Source organism: Allobosea sp. TAF32 (assembly GCF_052113585.1).
In the GTDB taxonomy this organism is placed as follows: Bacteria; Pseudomonadota; Alphaproteobacteria; order Rhizobiales; family Beijerinckiaceae; genus Allobosea.
In genome coordinates this window covers 381,659-399,225 of the sequence record NZ_JBFRDM010000003.1, presented here as the reverse complement: position 1 = coordinate 399,225, position 17,567 = coordinate 381,659, and the positions used below count along the sequence as shown (strand labels likewise).

The 17,567-nt window shown below is 66.9% G+C and carries 16 protein-coding genes; 9 read left to right on the top strand and 7 right to left on the bottom strand.

Annotated elements, in window-relative coordinates:
* Positions 1-23: 23 nt before the first annotated feature.
* From AB4Z16_RS09385 to AB4Z16_RS09375, 3 genes are all read right to left on the bottom strand, one after another.
* Positions 24-1,619, bottom strand: coding sequence for an ABC transporter substrate-binding protein (locus AB4Z16_RS09385; protein WP_441511061.1), 1,596 nt, complete (start codon positions 1,617-1,619; stop codon positions 24-26).
* A gap of 214 nt (positions 1,620-1,833) precedes the next feature.
* Positions 1,834-3,246, bottom strand: coding sequence for an amidase (locus AB4Z16_RS09380; protein WP_441511060.1), 1,413 nt, complete (start codon positions 3,244-3,246; stop codon positions 1,834-1,836).
* A 167-nt stretch (positions 3,247-3,413) separates the two neighbouring features.
* Positions 3,414-4,643 (bottom strand): M20 family metallo-hydrolase, encoded by a 1,230-nt coding sequence (locus tag AB4Z16_RS09375; protein WP_441511059.1) that lies wholly within the window; start codon positions 4,641-4,643, stop codon positions 3,414-3,416.
* A gap of 159 nt (positions 4,644-4,802) precedes the next feature.
* Between AB4Z16_RS09375 and AB4Z16_RS09370 the strand changes: the two genes are divergently transcribed.
* The 4 genes from AB4Z16_RS09370 (at position 4,803) to mbfA (ending at position 9,177) form a co-directional block, all read left to right on the top strand.
* Entirely contained in the window at positions 4,803-6,209 is a 1,407-nt protein-coding gene (locus AB4Z16_RS09370) for an MATE family efflux transporter (RefSeq protein WP_441511058.1), read from the top strand.
* Positions 6,210-6,407: 198 nt separating this feature from the next.
* On the top strand, positions 6,408-7,169 hold the full coding sequence (locus tag AB4Z16_RS09365) for a L,D-transpeptidase (protein ID WP_441511057.1): 762 nt from the start codon (positions 6,408-6,410) through the stop codon (positions 7,167-7,169).
* 100 nt (positions 7,170-7,269) lie between these two features.
* Entirely contained in the window at positions 7,270-8,106 is an 837-nt protein-coding gene (locus tag AB4Z16_RS09360) for a DUF2076 domain-containing protein (protein ID WP_441511056.1), read from the top strand.
* Between the two features lie 114 nt (positions 8,107-8,220).
* The gene (mbfA, locus tag AB4Z16_RS09355) at positions 8,221-9,177 is read left to right on the top strand and encodes an iron exporter MbfA (RefSeq protein ID WP_441511055.1); all 957 of its coding nucleotides are present in this window, start codon (positions 8,221-8,223) and stop codon (positions 9,175-9,177) included.
* 1 nt (position 9,178) lies between these two features.
* Here the strand turns inward: mbfA and AB4Z16_RS09350 are convergent, their stop codons facing one another.
* Both AB4Z16_RS09350 and AB4Z16_RS09345 read right to left on the bottom strand, forming a co-directional pair.
* Positions 9,179-9,985: a L,D-transpeptidase gene (locus tag AB4Z16_RS09350; protein WP_441511054.1), complete on the bottom strand. Its 807-nt coding sequence runs from the start codon at positions 9,983-9,985 to the stop codon at positions 9,179-9,181.
* A 166-nt stretch (positions 9,986-10,151) separates the two neighbouring features.
* Entirely contained in the window at positions 10,152-11,582 is a 1,431-nt protein-coding gene (locus tag AB4Z16_RS09345) for a lipopolysaccharide biosynthesis protein (RefSeq protein WP_441511053.1), read from the bottom strand.
* Between the two features lie 150 nt (positions 11,583-11,732).
* On the opposite strand from AB4Z16_RS09345, the gene AB4Z16_RS09340 reads away from it, so the two are divergent.
* Both AB4Z16_RS09340 and AB4Z16_RS09335 read left to right on the top strand, forming a co-directional pair.
* Positions 11,733-12,236, top strand: a complete 504-nt coding sequence (locus AB4Z16_RS09340; RefSeq protein WP_441511052.1) for a GNAT family N-acetyltransferase — start codon at positions 11,733-11,735, stop codon at positions 12,234-12,236.
* The gene (locus AB4Z16_RS09335) at positions 12,233-13,075 is read left to right on the top strand and encodes a DMT family transporter (protein ID WP_441511051.1); all 843 of its coding nucleotides are present in this window, start codon (positions 12,233-12,235) and stop codon (positions 13,073-13,075) included. The genes AB4Z16_RS09340 and AB4Z16_RS09335 overlap by 4 nt, the downstream gene beginning before the upstream one ends.
* Here the strand turns inward: AB4Z16_RS09335 and AB4Z16_RS09330 are convergent.
* Together AB4Z16_RS09330 and AB4Z16_RS09325 are read right to left on the bottom strand one after the other, a co-directional pair.
* Positions 13,062-13,544, bottom strand: a complete 483-nt coding sequence (locus AB4Z16_RS09330; protein ID WP_441511050.1) for a PaaI family thioesterase — start codon at positions 13,542-13,544, stop codon at positions 13,062-13,064. The genes AB4Z16_RS09335 and AB4Z16_RS09330 overlap by 14 nt on opposite strands.
* 95 nt (positions 13,545-13,639) lie before the next feature.
* Complete coding sequence (locus AB4Z16_RS09325; RefSeq protein ID WP_441511049.1) at positions 13,640-14,107, bottom strand: MarR family winged helix-turn-helix transcriptional regulator; 468 nt, start codon at positions 14,105-14,107, stop codon at positions 13,640-13,642.
* A 228-nt stretch (positions 14,108-14,335) separates the two neighbouring features.
* Here AB4Z16_RS09325 and groES point away from each other — a divergent pair, with 228 nt between their 5' ends.
* From groES to phnD, 3 genes are all read left to right on the top strand, one after another.
* Positions 14,336-14,623, top strand: coding sequence for a co-chaperone GroES (groES, locus tag AB4Z16_RS09320; RefSeq protein WP_047576256.1), 288 nt, complete (start codon positions 14,336-14,338; stop codon positions 14,621-14,623).
* 54 nt (positions 14,624-14,677) lie between these two features.
* Complete coding sequence (gene groL / locus AB4Z16_RS09315) at positions 14,678-16,315, top strand: chaperonin GroEL (RefSeq protein ID WP_441511048.1); 1,638 nt, start codon at positions 14,678-14,680, stop codon at positions 16,313-16,315.
* 221 nt (positions 16,316-16,536) lie between these two features.
* Positions 16,537-17,451 (top strand): phosphate/phosphite/phosphonate ABC transporter substrate-binding protein, encoded by a 915-nt coding sequence (phnD, locus tag AB4Z16_RS09310; RefSeq protein ID WP_441511047.1) that lies wholly within the window; start codon positions 16,537-16,539, stop codon positions 17,449-17,451.
* The last annotated feature ends 116 nt before the right edge of the window (positions 17,452-17,567 follow it).

Sequence of the window (17,567 nt, the reverse complement as noted above, 5' to 3'; positions counted from 1 at the left end):
CCAGGCCGCCCCGCGAAGAGAGGTCAGGCCTTGGCGACGTCCCAGAAGAACGGCAGCGGGCCGCTGACGACGCCCGAGACGTTCTTCCGCCAGGCCTGATAGCCGAGGTAGAAGCCGGTCGGCGCGTAGACGACGTTCTCGACCGCCGCCTTGTTGAGCTTGGCCATCGCCGCCTTCTCGCCGGCCAAATCCTTGGCGTTGAACCAGTTGGTCACCTCGGTCTCGACCGCGGGCACGTCCGGCCAGCCGAACCAGGCCTTCTCGCCATTGGCGCGGATCGCGGTGTAGGCGGCCGGATTGATGCAGTCGGCGCCGGCATGCCAGGTATGGAACATGCTCCAGCCACCCTGCCCCGGCGGTGTCTTCTGGGCGCGGCGCGAACCGACCGTACCCCAGTCGGTGGCGACGAAATCGACATTCATGCCGATGCTCTTGAGCAGCTCGGCCGTGACGTCGCCCATCGACTTGGTGGCGGCCATGTCCTGCGCGACGATGCAGACGACCGGCTCGCCCTTGTAGCCGGACTCGGCGAGGAGCTTCTTGGCTTCGGCGACATTGCGCTTCTTCAGGATGTCGCCGCCCTCTTCCGTGTAGAGCGGCGTGCCGGGGGTGAAGAAGCCCGGCAGCGGCTTCCAGAGCTTGTCGTCGTCGCCGACGACGGCACGCATGTAGTCTTCCTGGTTCAGCGCTGTGAGGACCGCCTGACGCACCTTCACATTGTTGAAGGGCGGGAAGAGGTGGTTCATGCGGAAGGCGCCGATATTGCCGAGTGGATCGCCGATATCGACGTTGATGTCCTTGTGGGCCTTGAGCACCGGCACGAGGTCGGCGAGCGGCGTTTCCCACCAGTCGATCTCACCGTTCTGAAGCGCGGCGGCCGCCGTCGCCGCGTCCGGCATGATCACCCACTCGACCCGGTCGACAAGGATGTTCTTGCCACCGGCGAGCCAATCCGCCTTCTCGGAGCGCGGCTTGTAATCCGCGAACTTCTCGAACACCGCCTTGGCGCCGGGAACCCAGTCGCTGCGCAGGAACTTCATCGGCCCCGAGCCGACATATTCCGTGATCTGGGTGAACGGGTCGGTCTTGGCGATGCGCTCCGGCATGACGAAGGAACAGGGCGCGTTGTTCTTGGCGAGCGCCAGCAGCATCTTCGGGAAGGGCTGCTTCAGCGACCATTTCCAGGTCAGCTCGTCGACGGGCACAAGCTCCACCTGAATGGCGCGGATCATCAGGCCCATCGGATCGCGCGCCGACCAGCGCACCAGGCTCGCGACCACGTCCTTGGAGGTCACCGGTGTGCCGTCATGGAACTTCAGCCCGGAGCGCAGCTTGAAGGTCCAGGTCAGGCCGTCGGAGGAGACCTCCTCGGCCTCGACCATCTGGCGCTGCGGCTGGAACTTGGAATCGATGCCGTAGAGCGTGTCCCACACCAGCGCGGCGGCGTTGCGGACGACGTATTGCGTTCCCCATATCGGGTCGAAGTTCGCGAGATTGGCCTGCGGCACGAAGCGCAGGGTCTTGGTCGCGCCCTGTGCCAGCGCCGGCATCGCCAGCCCGCCCGTTGCCGCGGCCATGCCGGCGCCAGTCGCGGATTTCAGAAACGTCCTGCGATCCATCATGTTCTCCCCTGAAGCGGCGCCTCTGATCGGGCTGCCTTGCCGTAAGTCTGAGCAGAAAAATCCTGCCTGACAACACGCAGCGGCGCCCGATTAAGGCCGCCGAACGCGTGCACGGTTCGTGCCAGACGGAACTTCAGGGACCAGAGCCGGCATTTCCGGCTCCCGGAGCAGCGTTTCGGCTGTTTTTCAGGGATCGCGAAAAAATTCGCGATTAAATCGGTTTGATGGGCAGGTCGACGCGCGCGAACGGCCTGGCCTGCTCGAAGGCAGCGGCTGCCCGCAGCACGAGCGCGTCCTTCCCGAAGGCTCCGACGATCTGGAGCCCCGCCGGCAGCCCCGCCGCGGTCAGGCCGCAAGGCACCGACACCGCCGGCTGCTCGGTGATGTTGAAGGGGTAGGTGAAAGGCGTCCAGCGCGTCCAGTCCTCGCCATAGGCGCCATGCTCGGGCGTGTTGCGTCCGACAGCGAAGGCCGGCAGCGGCAATGTCGGCGTCAGCAGCAGGTCGTAACGCTGATGGAACTGCGCCATGCGGTGAGCCAACGCATTGCGCTGGTTCAGCAGCGCATCGACATAAGTCGAAGCCGGGATACGCTCACCGAACTCCGCGACGGCGACGAGGCCGGGGTCCATCTGTGCCCGCCCGACGGCATCGACACTGCGCAGCGCCAGAGCCGCCCCGGAGGCCCAGATCGTCATCAGCGTCTCAATCGGATCGGCGAAGCCGGGATCGACTTCCTCAACCGTCGCACCGAGTTCGGCAAAGACCTGTGCGGCAGCAGCCGTCAGCGCAGCGATCTCGGGATCGACGATGACATCCTGGCCGAGGCGGGGCGACCACGCCACGCGCAGGCCCCTGACGCCGCCCTTCAACCCGTCGACATAATCGGGCGGACGGTCCGTCAGCGCGGTCATGTCGCGCGCGTCGGGCTGGCCGATCACCTTCATCGCCAGCGCAGTGTCGGCCACCGTGCGGGTCAGCGGACCGAGATGCGCGAGGAAGCCCATGGTCGAGATCGGCCAGGCCGGAACGCGGCCATAGCTCGGCTTCAACCCGACGACGCCTGTGAAGGCGGCGGGGATGCGCACCGAGCCTGCCCCGTCCGTGCCGAGATGGATGCAGCCGAGATTGAGCGCGGCGCAGACCGCCGCGCCGGACGACGAGCCGCCGGGGCCCGTACCCGTGTTCCAGGGATTGCGGGTCATGCCGGAAAGCGGAGAATCGCCGACGCCCTTCCAGCCATATTCCGGCATGGTGGTCTTGCCGAGGAAGACCGTGCCGGCCTCGCGCAGCCGCGCCGTCGCGGGCGAATCCTCCGCGAAGGGCGCCTCGGAAGCCACCGCCGAGCCGCGTCGCATCGGCCAGCCGGCAACGCCGAGATTATCCTTGATGGTAACCGGCACGCCGTCGAGCGGGCCGATCGCCTCGCCCTTCAGCCAGCGCGCCTGAGAGGCTTCCGCCATTGCCAGCGTGATGGCCTCGTCGCGGACGACGAAGGCGTTGACCTGCGGCTCGAAGCGCTCGATGCGCGCCAGCGCATCCTTGGCGACGTCGACGGGCGAGAGTTGCTTGCTGGCGTAGAGCGGTCCGAGTTCGGCGGCGGAAAGCGAGGCGATCGTCGTCATCGAAGGTCCTTTTGCAGCCTCATCGAAAATTTGAGCCCTCATCCTGAGGAGCCGCGCCGGCGGCGTCTCGAAGGATGCTTCAGATGGTTCCAGAGCCTCGGGGAGCATCCTTCGAGACGGCCCTTCCGGGCCTTCTCAGGCTGAGGGCCCATTTTGTTCAAGCGCTTTCAGGCGTTGGCGACGCGCCAGGCTGTGCTGAGCAGAATATTGGCACCGGCGACCATATCCTCGTCGGTGCTGAATTCGGCCGGGTTGTGCGAGAGCCCGCCGATCGAGGGGATGAAGACCATCGCCGTCGGGCAGAGCCGCGCCATCATCTGCGCGTCATGGCCGGCGCCCGAGATCATCCGCCGGATCGGGAGGCCGAATTCGCCGGCACTGCGCTCGACCTCGGCAATCAGGTCCTCGGCGAAAGGCGTCGCCGGGAAACGCGCGAGGTCGCGGAAGGAAATCTCGATGCCGTCGCGTTCCGCGAGCTCGGCGCAGAAGCGGCGCACCGCCTCCTCCGCCTGGGCCAGCGGCGCGTCGAGCGGGTTGCGCAGATCGAGCGTCATGACGACCGTCTCGGGCACGACATTGACGTTGCCGGGCTGTACGCGAATGACTCCGGAATTGGCGAGCTGGTGCGGGATCGTCTTGGTCAGCTCATTGGCGAAGATATTGATGCGCGCAGCGGCGAGGCCTGGGTCCTTGCGATAGGCCATCGGCGTCGTGCCGGCATGGCTCGGTCGGCCCTTGAGGGTGAGTTCCAGCCAGCAGATCGCCTGAATGCCGGTGACGGCGCCAAGGCCGCCGCCTTCGTTCTCAAGGACCGGCCCCTGCTCGATATGGAGTTCGACATAGGCATGAGCCGGCAGGAAACCCGGCCGCTCGGCGCCTTCGTACCCGATGCGCCGCAGCTCGGCGCCGAGACCCACGCCCTCGGAATCGCCTTCCCTGTGGGCCGCCTCGACACTCATGCCGCCGGCCCAGACATAGGAGCCGAGCATGTCGGGATGAAAGCGCGCGCCCTCCTCGTTGGTGAAGGCGATCACGGCCATGTCGCGCTTCGGCGTCAGCCCGGCATCGCGCAAAGCCGCGAGAACCTCGACGCCGGCAACGACGCCGAGCGCCCCGTCGAAGCGTCCGCCGGTGCCGACCGTATCGATATGCGAGCCCATGATCACGGCCGGCCCATCCTGCTGGCCTTTCAGAATGCCGACGATATTGCCGATTGCATCGACGCGGACATCGAGGCCGAGCGCCTTCATCTGACCCACCAGCCAGTCGCGGCCCTGCCGGTCCTCATCGGTCAGGGCGAGCCGGCGGCAACCTCCCTCCGGCGTGGCACCGATCGTCGAGAGTTCCGCCAGGCGCGAGGTCAGCCTCGCGGCGTCGATCCTCAGATTGGTGCTCATCGGTTCAGGCCCTCCAGCAATCGGCGAGGCAAGATGCAGACCGCGGCTGAACTTGTCGACCCGCGTCCAGCGCATCGGCTCCGGGCGTGGTCAGCCATGGGTGTGGCTGTTTCGGCGCTGCAATCGGCGGTAGAAGCGGCGCCCCTGGGAAATCACCGCATGTTGCCTGCCGACGTCTCCAAACCGCTTCATCCCTGGCTCGCGGAAGCGCGCGCCATGCTCGCCCTGAGCTGGCCGATGGTGCTCACCAATGTCGCGCAGACGGCGATGACGGCCACGGACGTCGTGATGATGGGCCATCTCGGTCCACGGGCGCTGGCGGCCGGCGCGCTCGGCGGCAACCTCTACACCGCCTTCCTGATCTTCGGCATCGGCGTGATGAGCGCGGTGTCGCCGATGATCGCGATCGAACTCGGCCGCAACAAGCATGCGGTGCGCGATCTGCGCCGCACCGTCCGGCAGGGCTTCTGGGCCGCCGCGACCATGGTGGGGCCGATGTGGGTTGTCCTCTGGCAGGCCGAATTCATCCTCACGGCGATGGGCCAGGACCCCGCTTTGTCGAAGGCGGCGGCGTCCTACATCCACACGCTGCAATGGGGCCTGCTGCCCTTCTTCCTCTATCTGTGCCTGCGCGGCTTCGTTGCCGCTCTGCAGCGGCCGCGCTGGGCCTTCATCGTCGTGCTCTTCGCCGTCGCCTTCAACGCCTTCGCCAATTGGTGCCTGATGTTCGGACATCTCGGCTTCCCGGCGCTCGGCCTGCCGGGCTCGGGGCTGGCGACGGCGCTATCCTCGACGCTGATGTTCGCCGGCCTCGCGCTCGTCGTCTCGCTCGACCGGCACTTCCGCCGGTATCACCTGCTCGGCCGCTTCTGGGTGCCGGACTGGCCGCGCTACCGGACCTATTGGCGGATCGGCTTCCCGATCGGCCTGACGGTCGCCTTCGAGGTCATCATCTTCAACGGCGCCGCCTTCATGACGGGACTGCTCGGCGAAACCCCGCTCGCGGCGCATGCCATCGCGATCCAGATCGCCTCGCTGACCTTCATGGTGCCGCTCGGCATCGGGCAGGCGGGCACGGTCAGGGTCGGTCGCGCCTTCGGCGCCGGTGACGCCGAGGGCATCCGGCGCGCCGGCGCCATGGCGCTGATCCTCGCCCTGAGCTTCATGGCCTCGACCGCGCTCCTCATGGCGCTCGCGCCGCAATGGCTCGTCGCGCCCTTCCTCGACAGCTCGACCCCCGGAGCCGCCGAAGTCACCGGTCTCGCGATGATCTTCCTGTTCTACGCAGCGGTCTTCCAACTCGCCGACGGGGCTCAGGTCGTGGGCGCCTCGATCCTGCGCGGGCTCGGCGACACGCGCGTGCCCATGATCTTCGCCGGCATCGGCTACTGGGGTATCGGCCTTCCGCTTTCCGCCGCGCTCGGCTTCCTGACGCCCCTCGCGGGGCGCGGCATCTGGATAGGTCTGGTGGTCGGGCTCGCCGTCGTCTCAGCCATGATGCTTGCGCGATGGTGGAGCCGCGAGCGGCTGGGCCTGCTCAAATGGGGGCTGCGGCAGGCAGTCTAGCCGGCTCTGCAGGAAATCGGGCGGGCGCCCGCGCTGTTGCCGATCGGCAACAGAGTTGCACGGCCACAATTTGGTCACTTCCTGTTCACCCCGCGGCCATGACGGACGCCTTGAACGGAAGCCTGCAACGGCGCATGGAACCGCGGCGCCGTCCCACCGTTGACTTCCGCCCCGCACGTAACGCCGAGTTTGCCGTCGATGTCCCCCGCCCGCCCGTCTGCCTCTCCCCTCGCCCGCCCGACACGCCGCGCCTTCGCCGCCCTGACGCCGCTCTTCCTCGCCGCCTGCGTGGGCCAGCGCCAGCAGCCCTACGAGGTTGCTCCCAGGGGCCCGCAGGTCAGCCCCGAATACCTGTCGATGTATGGCGAGCGGCCGGACGAGCTGCACCCGCTGCCGGCAACGGACCTCACCGAGGTCGATCCGCGCTTCCTGCGCCGCATCGTCTCCTATCCGACCCGCGAGCAGCCCGGCACCATCGTCGTCGATACCGACAATCGTTTCCTCTATCTCGTCCAGGAGGGCGGCAAGGCGATCCGCTACGGCATCGGCGTCGGCAAGCAAGGCATGTCCTGGCGCGGCCGCGCAACCATCGCGCGCAAGGCGCAGTGGCCGCGCTGGACGCCCACCCCGGCGATGATCGCCCGCGAGCCGGAGCGCAACCGCCCCTGGGCGGCCGGCATGGCTGGCGGTCTCGAGAACCCGCTCGGCGCGCGCGCCCTCTATCTCTACCAGGGCAACCGCGACACGATGTATCGCATCCACGGCACGTCCGAGCCGTGGTCGATCGGCAAGTCCGTCTCCTCGGGCTGCATCCGCCTGTTCAACCAGGACATCATCGACCTCTATAGCCGCGTGCCGACCGGAACGTCGGTCCTGGTGCTCAACCGCGGCACGCTGCAGCCGGGCTCCGAGGTCGACGAGATGCCGCCGCCGGACGACGATCTCGATGGCAGCATCTGATCCGCGGCAGCTTGCCGCGGCCACGGCCTTGATACTGTCACAGGCCGGTCCCACCTCTTCAACGCGGCGCAACCGCGCCGCGTAACGAGAGGAGATGACGATGACGCCGCAAGAACGCGACGTGATCGCCGGGATTTTCGACCGCCTCAGGCAGGCGGCCAACCAGCCCCGCGACCCCGAGGCTGAAAACTTCATCGCAGAACGCCTGCGCGACCAGCCCTATGCGCCCTATGCCATGGCCCAGGCTGTCTATGTGCAGGAGCAGGCGCTCGCCAATCTGCACCAGCAGGTCGAAGCCCTGCAGGCGCAGCTGCGCGACGCCGAGAAGCGAGCGAGCGAGGCTGCGGCCCAACCGGCTGCCGGCGGCTTCCTGTCCGGCATCTTCGGTGGCGGCAACGTGCCGCGCACCGGGTCGGTACCATCCGTGACGCCGCGAGCCGATGCGCCGGCCCCCTCCGGCGCCTGGAACACGCAGCCGCAGGGCCAGCCTATGCAGGCCGCTCCGATGCAAGCCGCTCCACAGACCGCCGCGCCGATGCAGCCCGGCCCATGGAGCAATCAGCCGCAGCAGGCGCCCGGCCGCGGCGGCGGCTTTATGGCGAGCGCACTGAGCACGGCGGCGGGCGTCGCAGGCGGCGTCGTTCTCGGCAACGTCCTTGCCAACGCCTTCAGTGGCGCGGGCGGGGCTGCGAAGGCCGCAACCCCGGCGGCCGCAGCCGATACGAACGCCAATGCCGGCGCCAATACGCAGCAGGCGGCCTATGATCAGGGCGCCTCGGATCAGGCGGCCTATGATCGCGGCTCGTCCGACCAGGCGGCGCAGGATCGCTCGGATCACGGCCAGGGCTATGACGGCGAGGCCGACACCCAGCAGGCCAATTACAATGACGACGACGATCCCGGCTTCGATTCCGGCGACGACGACAGCTGGGTCTGACGTCAGAGTCTCCGCAACGCCCGCCCAAAAGGCGGGCGTTCTTTTTTGGGGCGAGCCCTTCCCTTTGTAATCCAGAGCTCGTAGATTGGAATTATTCTAATCTACGAGTCTCCCATGAAACGCGTCACCGATCTCAGCGAGGCCGAAATCCTCGCCCTCGCCATTTCGAACGAGGAGGAGGATGCCCGCATCTACCTCTCCTTCGCCCAGCGCCTGCGTGCCAACTATCCGCATTCGGCCGGGATGTTCGAGGAGATGGCGGCCGAGGAGCACGGCCACCGCCATAGTCTGCTTGCCCTTTATGAGAGCCGTTTCGGCAAGGAGCTGCCGCTCATCACACGACAGGACGTGAAGGGCTTCCTCAAGCGCAACCCGGTCTGGCTGCACGAAGACCTGCAGCTCGACGCGGCACGCCGGCATGCCGCCTTGATGGAGCTCGAAGCGAGCCGCTTCTATGCGAGCGCAGCCGAGCGCGCTGTGGACACCGGCACCCGGAAGCTTCTCGCCGACCTTGCCGAGGCGGAACGCGCACATGAGAGCCTCGCCGAGCGGCTCGGCGAAGAACTCAAGACCTCGGGCGCAGCGGATGAGGAAGAGGAGACGCGGAAGCGGCTGTTCGTGCTCCAGATCGTCCAGCCGGCACTCGCCGGGCTGATCGACGGCTCGGTCTCGACGCTGGCGCCGATTTTCGCCGCGGCTTTCGCGACGCATGATTCCTGGAACGCCTTCGTCGTCGGCCTCGCGGCCTCGATCGGCGCCGGCATCAGCATGGGCCTGACCGAGGCACTCTCCGACGACGGCGTGGTCACCGGGCGAGGCCACCCCTGGGTGCGCGGCGGCGCCTGCGGCATCGCGACGACGATCGGCGGGCTCGGGCACACCCTGCCCTATCTCATCCCCGATTTCTGGCTGGCGACCGCCATCGCCGGCGTGATCGTCGCCTGCGAGCTCGTGGTGATCGCCTGGGTGCGCTGGCGCTACATGGATACGCCGTTCGGCTCCGCCATCGTGCAGATCATCCTCGGCGGCCTGCTCGTGCTGGCCGTCGGCATCGCGATCGGCAGTTCCTAACTCAGATCACCAGGACCTTGGCGCCGACGCGGACGCGCTCATAGAGGTCCTGGACGTCGTCATTGGTCATGCGGATGCAGCCCGAAGAAACGGCCTGCCCGATCGTGTTCGGCTCGTTGGTGCCGTGGATGCGGTAAAGCGACGAGCCGAGATACATGGCGCGCGCACCCATCGGATTCTCCGGCCCGCCGGCCATGAAGCGCGGCAGATCGGGGCGGCGCTTGAGCATTTCCGCCGGCGGCGTCCAGCTCGGCCATTCCGCCTTGCGCGAGACCGTCTTCATCCCGGCCCAGGAGAAGCCGGGGCGGCCGACGCCGATGCCATAGCGCAGGGCACGGCCACCCGGCTGCACCAGGAAGAGGAAGCGCTGTGGCGTGTCGATGATGATGGTGCCGGGCTTGTGCGGCCCGTCATAAGCGACTTCCTGCTTACGGAAGCGCGGGTCGACGAGTTGCTGGATGCCCTGCTGCGGCTCGACAGGCTGACCGAGCGCCGCCACACGGCGACCGGCCTCCGGCTGGCGCGCGGCCTCGAAGGGATCGGCCTCGTAGCCGGGGGCAGATCGAACGTTCTGGCCGTAGGCGTACTGACCACCGGGACGGTTATAGACGGCACCGCCGCGGCCATAGGGCGTGGGGTCACGGCCCGTCATCAGCATCTCGATGAAGCCGCCGCCGTAATTCGCGCGGCCGTGCGCCGCTGCCATCGGATCACGGGGCGCGGCATAGCCATAGCCCTGCGCCATGGCTGCGCTGGTGGTGAGGGTGCCGGCAGCGACCAGCAACGGAAGGACAATCGTTCGACGCATGACGCAAGACTCTCGACATCGGCTGCCGAAAACCTGCGGAATGGCCTGAAAGGAATGGTGAATCGCGGAGTTCCAGCACGCGAATCACGCCGAAACCCAGCCAATTCGCGGAATTAACCTTAGCGGGGCATCAAGCCGCAGGGTGAAGGAAGTGTTGCAGCGCGGGTCAGCGCTTTAACCCTTTTCGGGCGAGCCAGCGCAGCTTCAGGCCACTGCGCCAGCGGCCGACATCGCAGGCGAGAATCGCCACCGCATAGGCCAACCCGCCAAGGCCGATCTGGAGCGGCAGCTCCGCCAGAGCCGGCAGGCGGTTCTGCAGCGGCCAGACCACGAGAACCATCACGGCAGCGGCGAGGACGACACAGCCGAGATCGCGCAGCGGCGGCCAGGACGGCAAGCTGCGCAAGGCCACGATTCCCGTCACTGCAAAGGCCGTCACGAAGGCGGCACTTTGCGAAATCGCGATCGTTCCCGGTCCGGAGGCGCCCGGTATTGCGAAGATCGCGGCGAGATTGACGGATAATCCGGCGAGGGCCGCGAAGGTGGCGACAAGGGTGCGCCTTGCCAGCAGGAAGACCGGGTAGATCGCCGCCTGGAACAGCGCGATGGCGGCGAAGCCGGGCAGCAGCAGGGCCATGTAGTAGGCGAAGTGACCTCGGAAGCTGGCCGGCACCACGAGGCGTTCGAAGGCCGGCAGCGTCAGCCAAAAGCCGAGCGCAACGGGCAGCACGACGGCAAGCACGCCCACCATGTTGCGCGCGATGCGCTTCTGGGCGGCAGGGCGGCCGCGCGTCTCGTCGAGGCGAATGACCTCACGCAGCAGCAGGATCTCCAGCATCGAGGCCAGCACCGGAAACAGCCTGAGGCCGATATCGGAGGCGAGCGAGAAATAGCCGGCTTCCGCGAGGCCGAAGCGCTCCGCCAGAATGGCGCGATTGAGCAGCGGGATCAGTGAATAGACGGCGTTTCCGGCCACCAGCGGGAGTGCGTAGCGGGCGAAGCTGCGGGCAAGATCGGCGCGTGCGGCGGCAAGAACCGGCCCCGCATCCGCCAGCCTGCGGCGCACTGCGAGCACCGAGACGATGGTGCTGGCCAGCCCTCCCAGCAGGACGGCCATCGGATCGCGGAGCCACCATGCCGCGCCGACCATCAGCGCGAGGGCAAAGCTGCTCCTGACGAGGACGAGCCGGGCATAGGCAGCGTCGAGGAAGCGCGAGCGGGCGATGGCACCGTGATAGTCGAACCAGCCGGCGCCGACGCCGCCGGCAACGGCCACGGCGAGCAGGGTCATCGGCAGGCCCGTGTCGATTCCGGCGAGCAGCGCCGCCGCCAGGAGCGCGCAAAGGGAAAGGCCGATGCCGGCGAAGAGCAGATCGAGCGTCGCGCGGATGCCGGGGTCGCTTTCGCAGCTCTGCGCCGAATAGAAGCGGACGACCGAGAGCTTCAGCCAGTCGAGCAGTGCCGTGTTGATGAGCACGACGATCGCGGCGCCGATGGCATAAAGGCCGAACGCCTCGGGCCCCAGGAACAGGGCGACGAGCAACCCGAGGACGAAGTTCAGCCCGGCATTGACGATGAAGGGCAGAAGAACGGTCATGTTGTCTCGGTCGCGGCGCCCGTGCGGCAAGGGTCTTTTGACACCGGCAAGCGCAGGAAACCTGCCATGGTCCCTAACAGCCTCTAGGCCATCGGATCGAAAAGTGGAATCGGGTTTCTCGGAACAATCCGATGCTCTAAGTCAATCGCCATGACTGCCTTGCTACCGCCGATCCGCGACGCCCGCGATTCTGATTCCGAACCGCTCGCCAGGCTCATCGCCGCGAGCTTCGCCGAATATCCGAATTGCCATTTCGAATGGTCCGAGTTTCCCGAACTGCGTCGCCCGGCCAGCCACTTCGCAGCCAAAGGCGGAAAACTCTGGATCGCGGATTCGCCCCATGGCGGCATCGCCGGCTCGCTCGGCGTCACGCCGCTGCCGGAGCAGAACGCAATCGAGATCACCAAGGTCTATGCCGATCCGGCCTTTCGCGGTTCGGGCCTGGCGCAGGCGCTCTTCGACGAGGCGCTGCGCTTCGCCGAGGCCGGCAGCTTCAGCGAGATGATGCTATGGTCCGACAGCCGCTTCGCGCGTGGCCACCGCTTCTACGAAAAGCTCGGTTTCGTGCGCTGGCCGGGCGAGCGCTATCTGGCTGACGTCTCCGCGAGCTGGGAATACCATTTCCGCAAGCCGCTTGCCGCGCCGCCGGCATGACCTTGTCCATCGCCCTGCGCGCTGCGCTCGGCATCGCCCTCCTCACCGCCATGGATGCGGTGATCAAGGGCCAGATGCAGCAGCATCCTTTCATCGTCGCGCTGTTCATGCGCTTCCTGATGGGCGGCCTCTGCGCGCTCGCCGTCCTCGCGCTCGCCCGCCCGGCCCGCCCGACCCGCGACAGCATCATCGGCAATGTCGCGCGCGTCCCGCTCGTCGTGCTGACGGCTGGCAGCTTCTTCTATTCGGTCTCGGTGCTGCCGCTCGCCGAAGCACTGACGCTGTCGTTCCTTGCCCCTGTCTTCGTCGCGGTGCTCGGCGGCCTGCTCCTCAAGGAGACGATCGACCGGCGCGTGCTGCAGGCGCTCGCCTTCGGCCTCGCCGGCATGCTGGTCATGGTCTGGCCGCGGTTGCAGGGCCATGTCAGCGGCGCCAGCCTCGGCGTCGCCACGGCGCTGTTCTCGGCGGTGAGCTACGCCTTCAACCTGATCCTGCTGCGGCGCATCGCGGTCCGGGAGCACCCCACGGTCATCGTCGCCTTCCAGAATATCGGGCCGGCGCTGTGCCTCGCCGTCCCGGCATTCCTCGCCTTCGTGCCGATGACATTGGCGGATCTCGCGATCTATCTCTTCGCCGGTGCGCTGGGCGTCGCGGGCCATCTCACGCTTACCTCGGCCTATGCCAAGGCTGCGGCGTCCCGGCTGGCGGCCATCGAATATACCGCCCTGATCTGGGCGAGCCTGCTCGGCTTCTTCCTCTTCGGCGAGGTGCCGCTCTACACGACCTATCTCGGAGCGCTCCTGATCGTGGCCGGCGCCGGCGCGGTCAGCCGGCGCTAGCTTTCGCCGGAAACACCATGCAGGTTTCGGTGCCGTGCGCGAGCAACTTGCCGCGCTCGTCGCGCAGATTGCCTTCCGTCGTGATGACGGAACCGCCACGATGGATCAGCCTGCCTTCGCAGCGCACCGTGCCGGAATCCGGCATCACCGGCCGGACATAGTTCAGCTTCATCTCGAGCGTGGTGTAACCCTCGCCCGGCTTGAGCGTGGAATGGGCGGCGCAGGCCATGGCGGAATCGAGGATCGTCGCGGTCCAGCCGCCATGGATCGTACCGAGCGGGTTGAAGAAGCGCGGGGACGGCCTGCCGACAAAGACGACCCGCCCTTCATCCGCCTCCACCAGATCGAAATCCATGGTCCCGGCGAAGGGCGGGGCCGGGTGCCTGCCGTCGATGATGCCGCGCAGGAAGCTCAGGCCATCGCCCGCGACCAGCACCTCGCGGGACACCACTCCGAACGTTCGATCCATGACCACCCCTCAATTCGTGTATCTGCACGATAGAGAAAGCACGTTGAATGCGTCAACAGAGCCAACGGGAATCGTGCGGAAGGAGCCTCGATATCTCAACGCGGATCGCGCGCGGCGCGGCGCAGCGCCTTCAGCCCGTCGCGGGTCTCGCGCCAGCGCTCCTCGCCGAAGCCGCCTTCGATCTTGTCCTGCGCCGACCGCCAGAAGGGGATGGCAGCCTCGATCGCCGCCCTGCCCTTCTGCGTCACCGCATAGACAGCGGCACGACCGCGGCAGTCGACCGGCTCGACCATGCCCTCGGCGGCAAGGAGCTGGAGATTGCGGGTCAGCGACGTCCGCTCCAGGGCAAAGCGCTCGGCCAGCTCGGTGATCGACTTCCAATGTCCGGTGCTCAGCGCCGAGAGCAGCACGAACTGGGTGATCTTCAACCCGCTCGGCCGCATTGCCTCGTCATAGGCACGGGTGACGGCGCGGGCCGTCATCCGGACATGCAGCGCCACGCAGGATCGGGCGATATCGTCGAGGCGCGGATCGGGCGCAGGCGGGGGAGGGAGTGTCGTCATTCAGCCATCTTAGCGTGTTCTAGCGCGTGCGGCAGCTGGAAGGCGAAGGGCTGCGGTGCCGCATCCGGCGACGTTCACTTTGTTGTCGCAGGCTTCCTTGACTCTCCGGGACCCCGAGCCTATCTCCCCGCCATCTGTTAGCACTCTCATTCGCTGACTGCTAACAGCCTCCCCCGGGTGTCCATCAGCGGCGCCCGAACCGAATAAGACCGAGAGGAAGACAGAACCATGAAGTTCCGTCCGTTGCATGACCGCGTCGTGGTCCGCCGCCTTGACAGCGAAGAGAAGACCAAGGGCGGCATCATCATCCCCGAGACCGCCAAGGAAAAGCCCCAGGAGGGCGAGGTCATCGCCGTCGGCTCCGGCGCGCGTGACGAGGCCGGCAAGCTCGTTGCCCTCGACGTCAAGAAGGGCGACCGCGTCCTGTTCGGCAAGTGGTCGGGCACCGAGGTCAAGATCGATGGTCAGGACCTCCTGATCATGAAGGAATCCGACATCATGGGCGTCGTCGGCTGATAGCCGCCTGACCGCTTTCTCAACTTTTCAATTTCAGTCCAAGGAGTAGCTCTCATGGCTGCCAAAGACGTCAAATTCGGCACTGAAGCCCGCGACAAGATGCTGCGCGGCGTGGATGTCCTCGCCAATGCCGTGAAGGTCACGCTGGGTCCGAAGGGCCGCAACGTCGTGATCGAGAAGTCGTTCGGCGCTCCGCGCATCACCAAGGACGGCGTCACCGTCGCCAAGGAGATCGAGCTTTCCGACAAGTTCGAGAACATGGGCGCCCAGATGGTCCGCGAAGTCGCTTCGCGCCAGAACGACCATGCCGGCGACGGCACCACCACCGCCACCGTTCTCGCCCAGGCGATCGTCCGTGAAGGCGCCAAGTCGGTTGCGGCCGGCATGAACCCGATGGACCTGAAGCGCGGCATCGACCTCGCTGTCGAGGCCATCGTCGCCGATCTCAAGAAGAACTCGAAGAAGGTCACCTCGAACGCGGAAGTCGCGCAGGTCGGCACCATCTCGGCCAACGGCGACTCGTCGGTCGGCGAGATGATCTCGAAGGCCATGCAGAAGGTCGGCAACGAGGGTGTCATCACCGTCGAGGAAGCCAAGACCGCCGAGACCGAGCTCGACGTCGTCGAGGGCATGCAGTTCGACCGTGGCTACCTCTCGCCGTACTTCATCACCAACTCCGAGAAGATGGTCGCCGAGCTCGACGACCCCTACATCCTCGTCTTCGAGAAGAAGCTGTCCTCGCTCCAGGCGATGCTGCCGATCCTCGAGGCCGTCGTTCAGACCGGCAAGCCGCTCCTCATCATCGCCGAGGACGTCGAGGGCGAGGCTCTGGCCACGCTCGTCGTCAACAAGCTCCGTGGCGGCCTGAAGGTCGCGGCCGTCAAGGCTCCGGGCTTCGGTGATCGCCGCAAGGCCATGCTCGAGGACATCTCGATCCTGACCGCCGGCCAGATGATCTCGGAAGACCTCGGCATCAAGCTCGAGACCGTGACGCTCAACATGCTCGGCCGCGCCAAGCGCGTGCGCATCGAGAAGGAGAACACCACGATCATCGACGGCGCCGGCAAGAAGAAGGACATCGAGGCTCGCGTCGGCCAGATCAAGGCCCAGATCGAGGAGACCTCCTCGGACTACGACCGTGAGAAGCTCCAGGAGCGTCTGGCCAAGCTCGCCGGCGGCGTCGCGGTCATCCGCGTCGGCGGCGCGACCGAGGTCGAGGTCAAGGAGAAGAAGGACCGCGTCGACGATGCTCTGAACGCGACCCGCGCTGCGGTCGAAGAAGGCATCCTTCCCGGCGGTGGCGTTGCGCTCCTGCGCGCCCTGTCCTCGGTCAAGGGCATCAAGACCCAGAACGACGACCAGAAGACCGGCGTCGAGATCGTCCGCAAGGCGATCGCCGCTCCGGCCCGCCAGATCGTCGACAACGCCGGCGATGACGGCGCGGTCGTGATCGGCAAGCTGCTCGAGTCGAAGGACTACTCCTACGGCTACAACGCCCAGACCGGCGAGTACGGCGATCTGGTCAAGGCTGGCATCATCGACCCGACCAAGGTCGTGCGCACGGCGATCCAGGACGCGGCTTCGATCGCGGGCCTGCTGATCACCACCGAGGCGATGGTCGCCGACCTGCCGAAGAAGGACGCCCCGATGCCCCCGATGGGCGGCGGCGGCATGGGCGGCATGGACTTCTGAGGAAGTCCAGGCGCTCAAGCGCTTTGACTGCCGAAACCGGGCACGCCCGGTTTCGGTGGCGGCATGGACTTCTGATCCACCGCTCCCGGCGAGACCACGGAAGGCCCGGCGCAAGCCGGGCCTTCTGCGTTTCACGGCGCCGTCATCCACCCGCCATCCAGCCGTCGCCTGATGCATGCACCCAACCGCGGTCAATTCATTCGCGTACCCTGGGAGGCATCATGCCGACACGCCGCTCAGTCCTCGCCGGCCTTGCCGCCACGACCGCCGTCCCTGCTTTCGCGCAGGCGCCGGACTGGCGACAGAGCATCAAGGAGGTGCGCTTCGGCGTCTCTTCCGCCGAGAACGAAGCGGGTGCCGTCGCCCGCACCCAGCCGATGGTCGACTACCTATCGCAGCGTCTCGGCGTGCCCGTGCGGTTCTTCCGAGTTTCGGACTATGCCGGTCTTGTCGAGGCGATGCGGGCCGATCAGGTCGACTTCGCCCGGTTCGGGCCCGCGGTCTACGCGCTCGGGCGCCGCGTGCTGGGCGACAAGCTCCAGCCGCTGCTCCGCGATGTCGATAACCACGGGCAGGAGGGGTACTATTCGGTGCTGCTGGTCCGCGCGGAGAGCCCCTACCAGAACCTTGCCGATCTCAAGGGCAAGGTCATGGCCTTCGCCGATCCGAACTCGACCTCCGGATACGCCTTCCCCGCCTATTTTCTGCGCAAGCAAGGTTTCGACCCGAAAGCTCATTTCAGCGGCACGGTCTTTTCCGGCGGGCACGACAACTCCGTATTGGCGCTGGTGCGGGGCCAGTTCGACGTCGTCGCGACCTATCAGGTCAATACCGAGTCCGGCGTCGCCCAGCGCCTCGCCCAACGCGGCATGATCCAGGCCGGCTCGACCCGCGTGCTCTGGACCTCGCCACTGATCCCCTCCAGCCCGTTTTCGACGCGCGCCAACCTGCCGCAGGGTCTCAAGGACGACTTCGTCGCCGCGATGAGCGCGATGAAAGAGGCCGCTCCGGACGTCTGGAAGACCTTCACCGACGGCCATGTCTCGCGCTATGCGCCCGCGCGCCATGAGGATTATCTTGACGTCATCGCCGTCACCGAAGAGCTGGAGGCTCAGCGCAAGGCGCGGAGCGGCTGAGGCCTTTCCGAGCCACCCGCAAGCTCCCCAAGCCCGCCATGGCATTGCCATGCGTTTGTCGCCGTGCCTGATGAAAATGCGGGCAGTGTCCCTCGGGTCGCCCCTGGCCTATACAG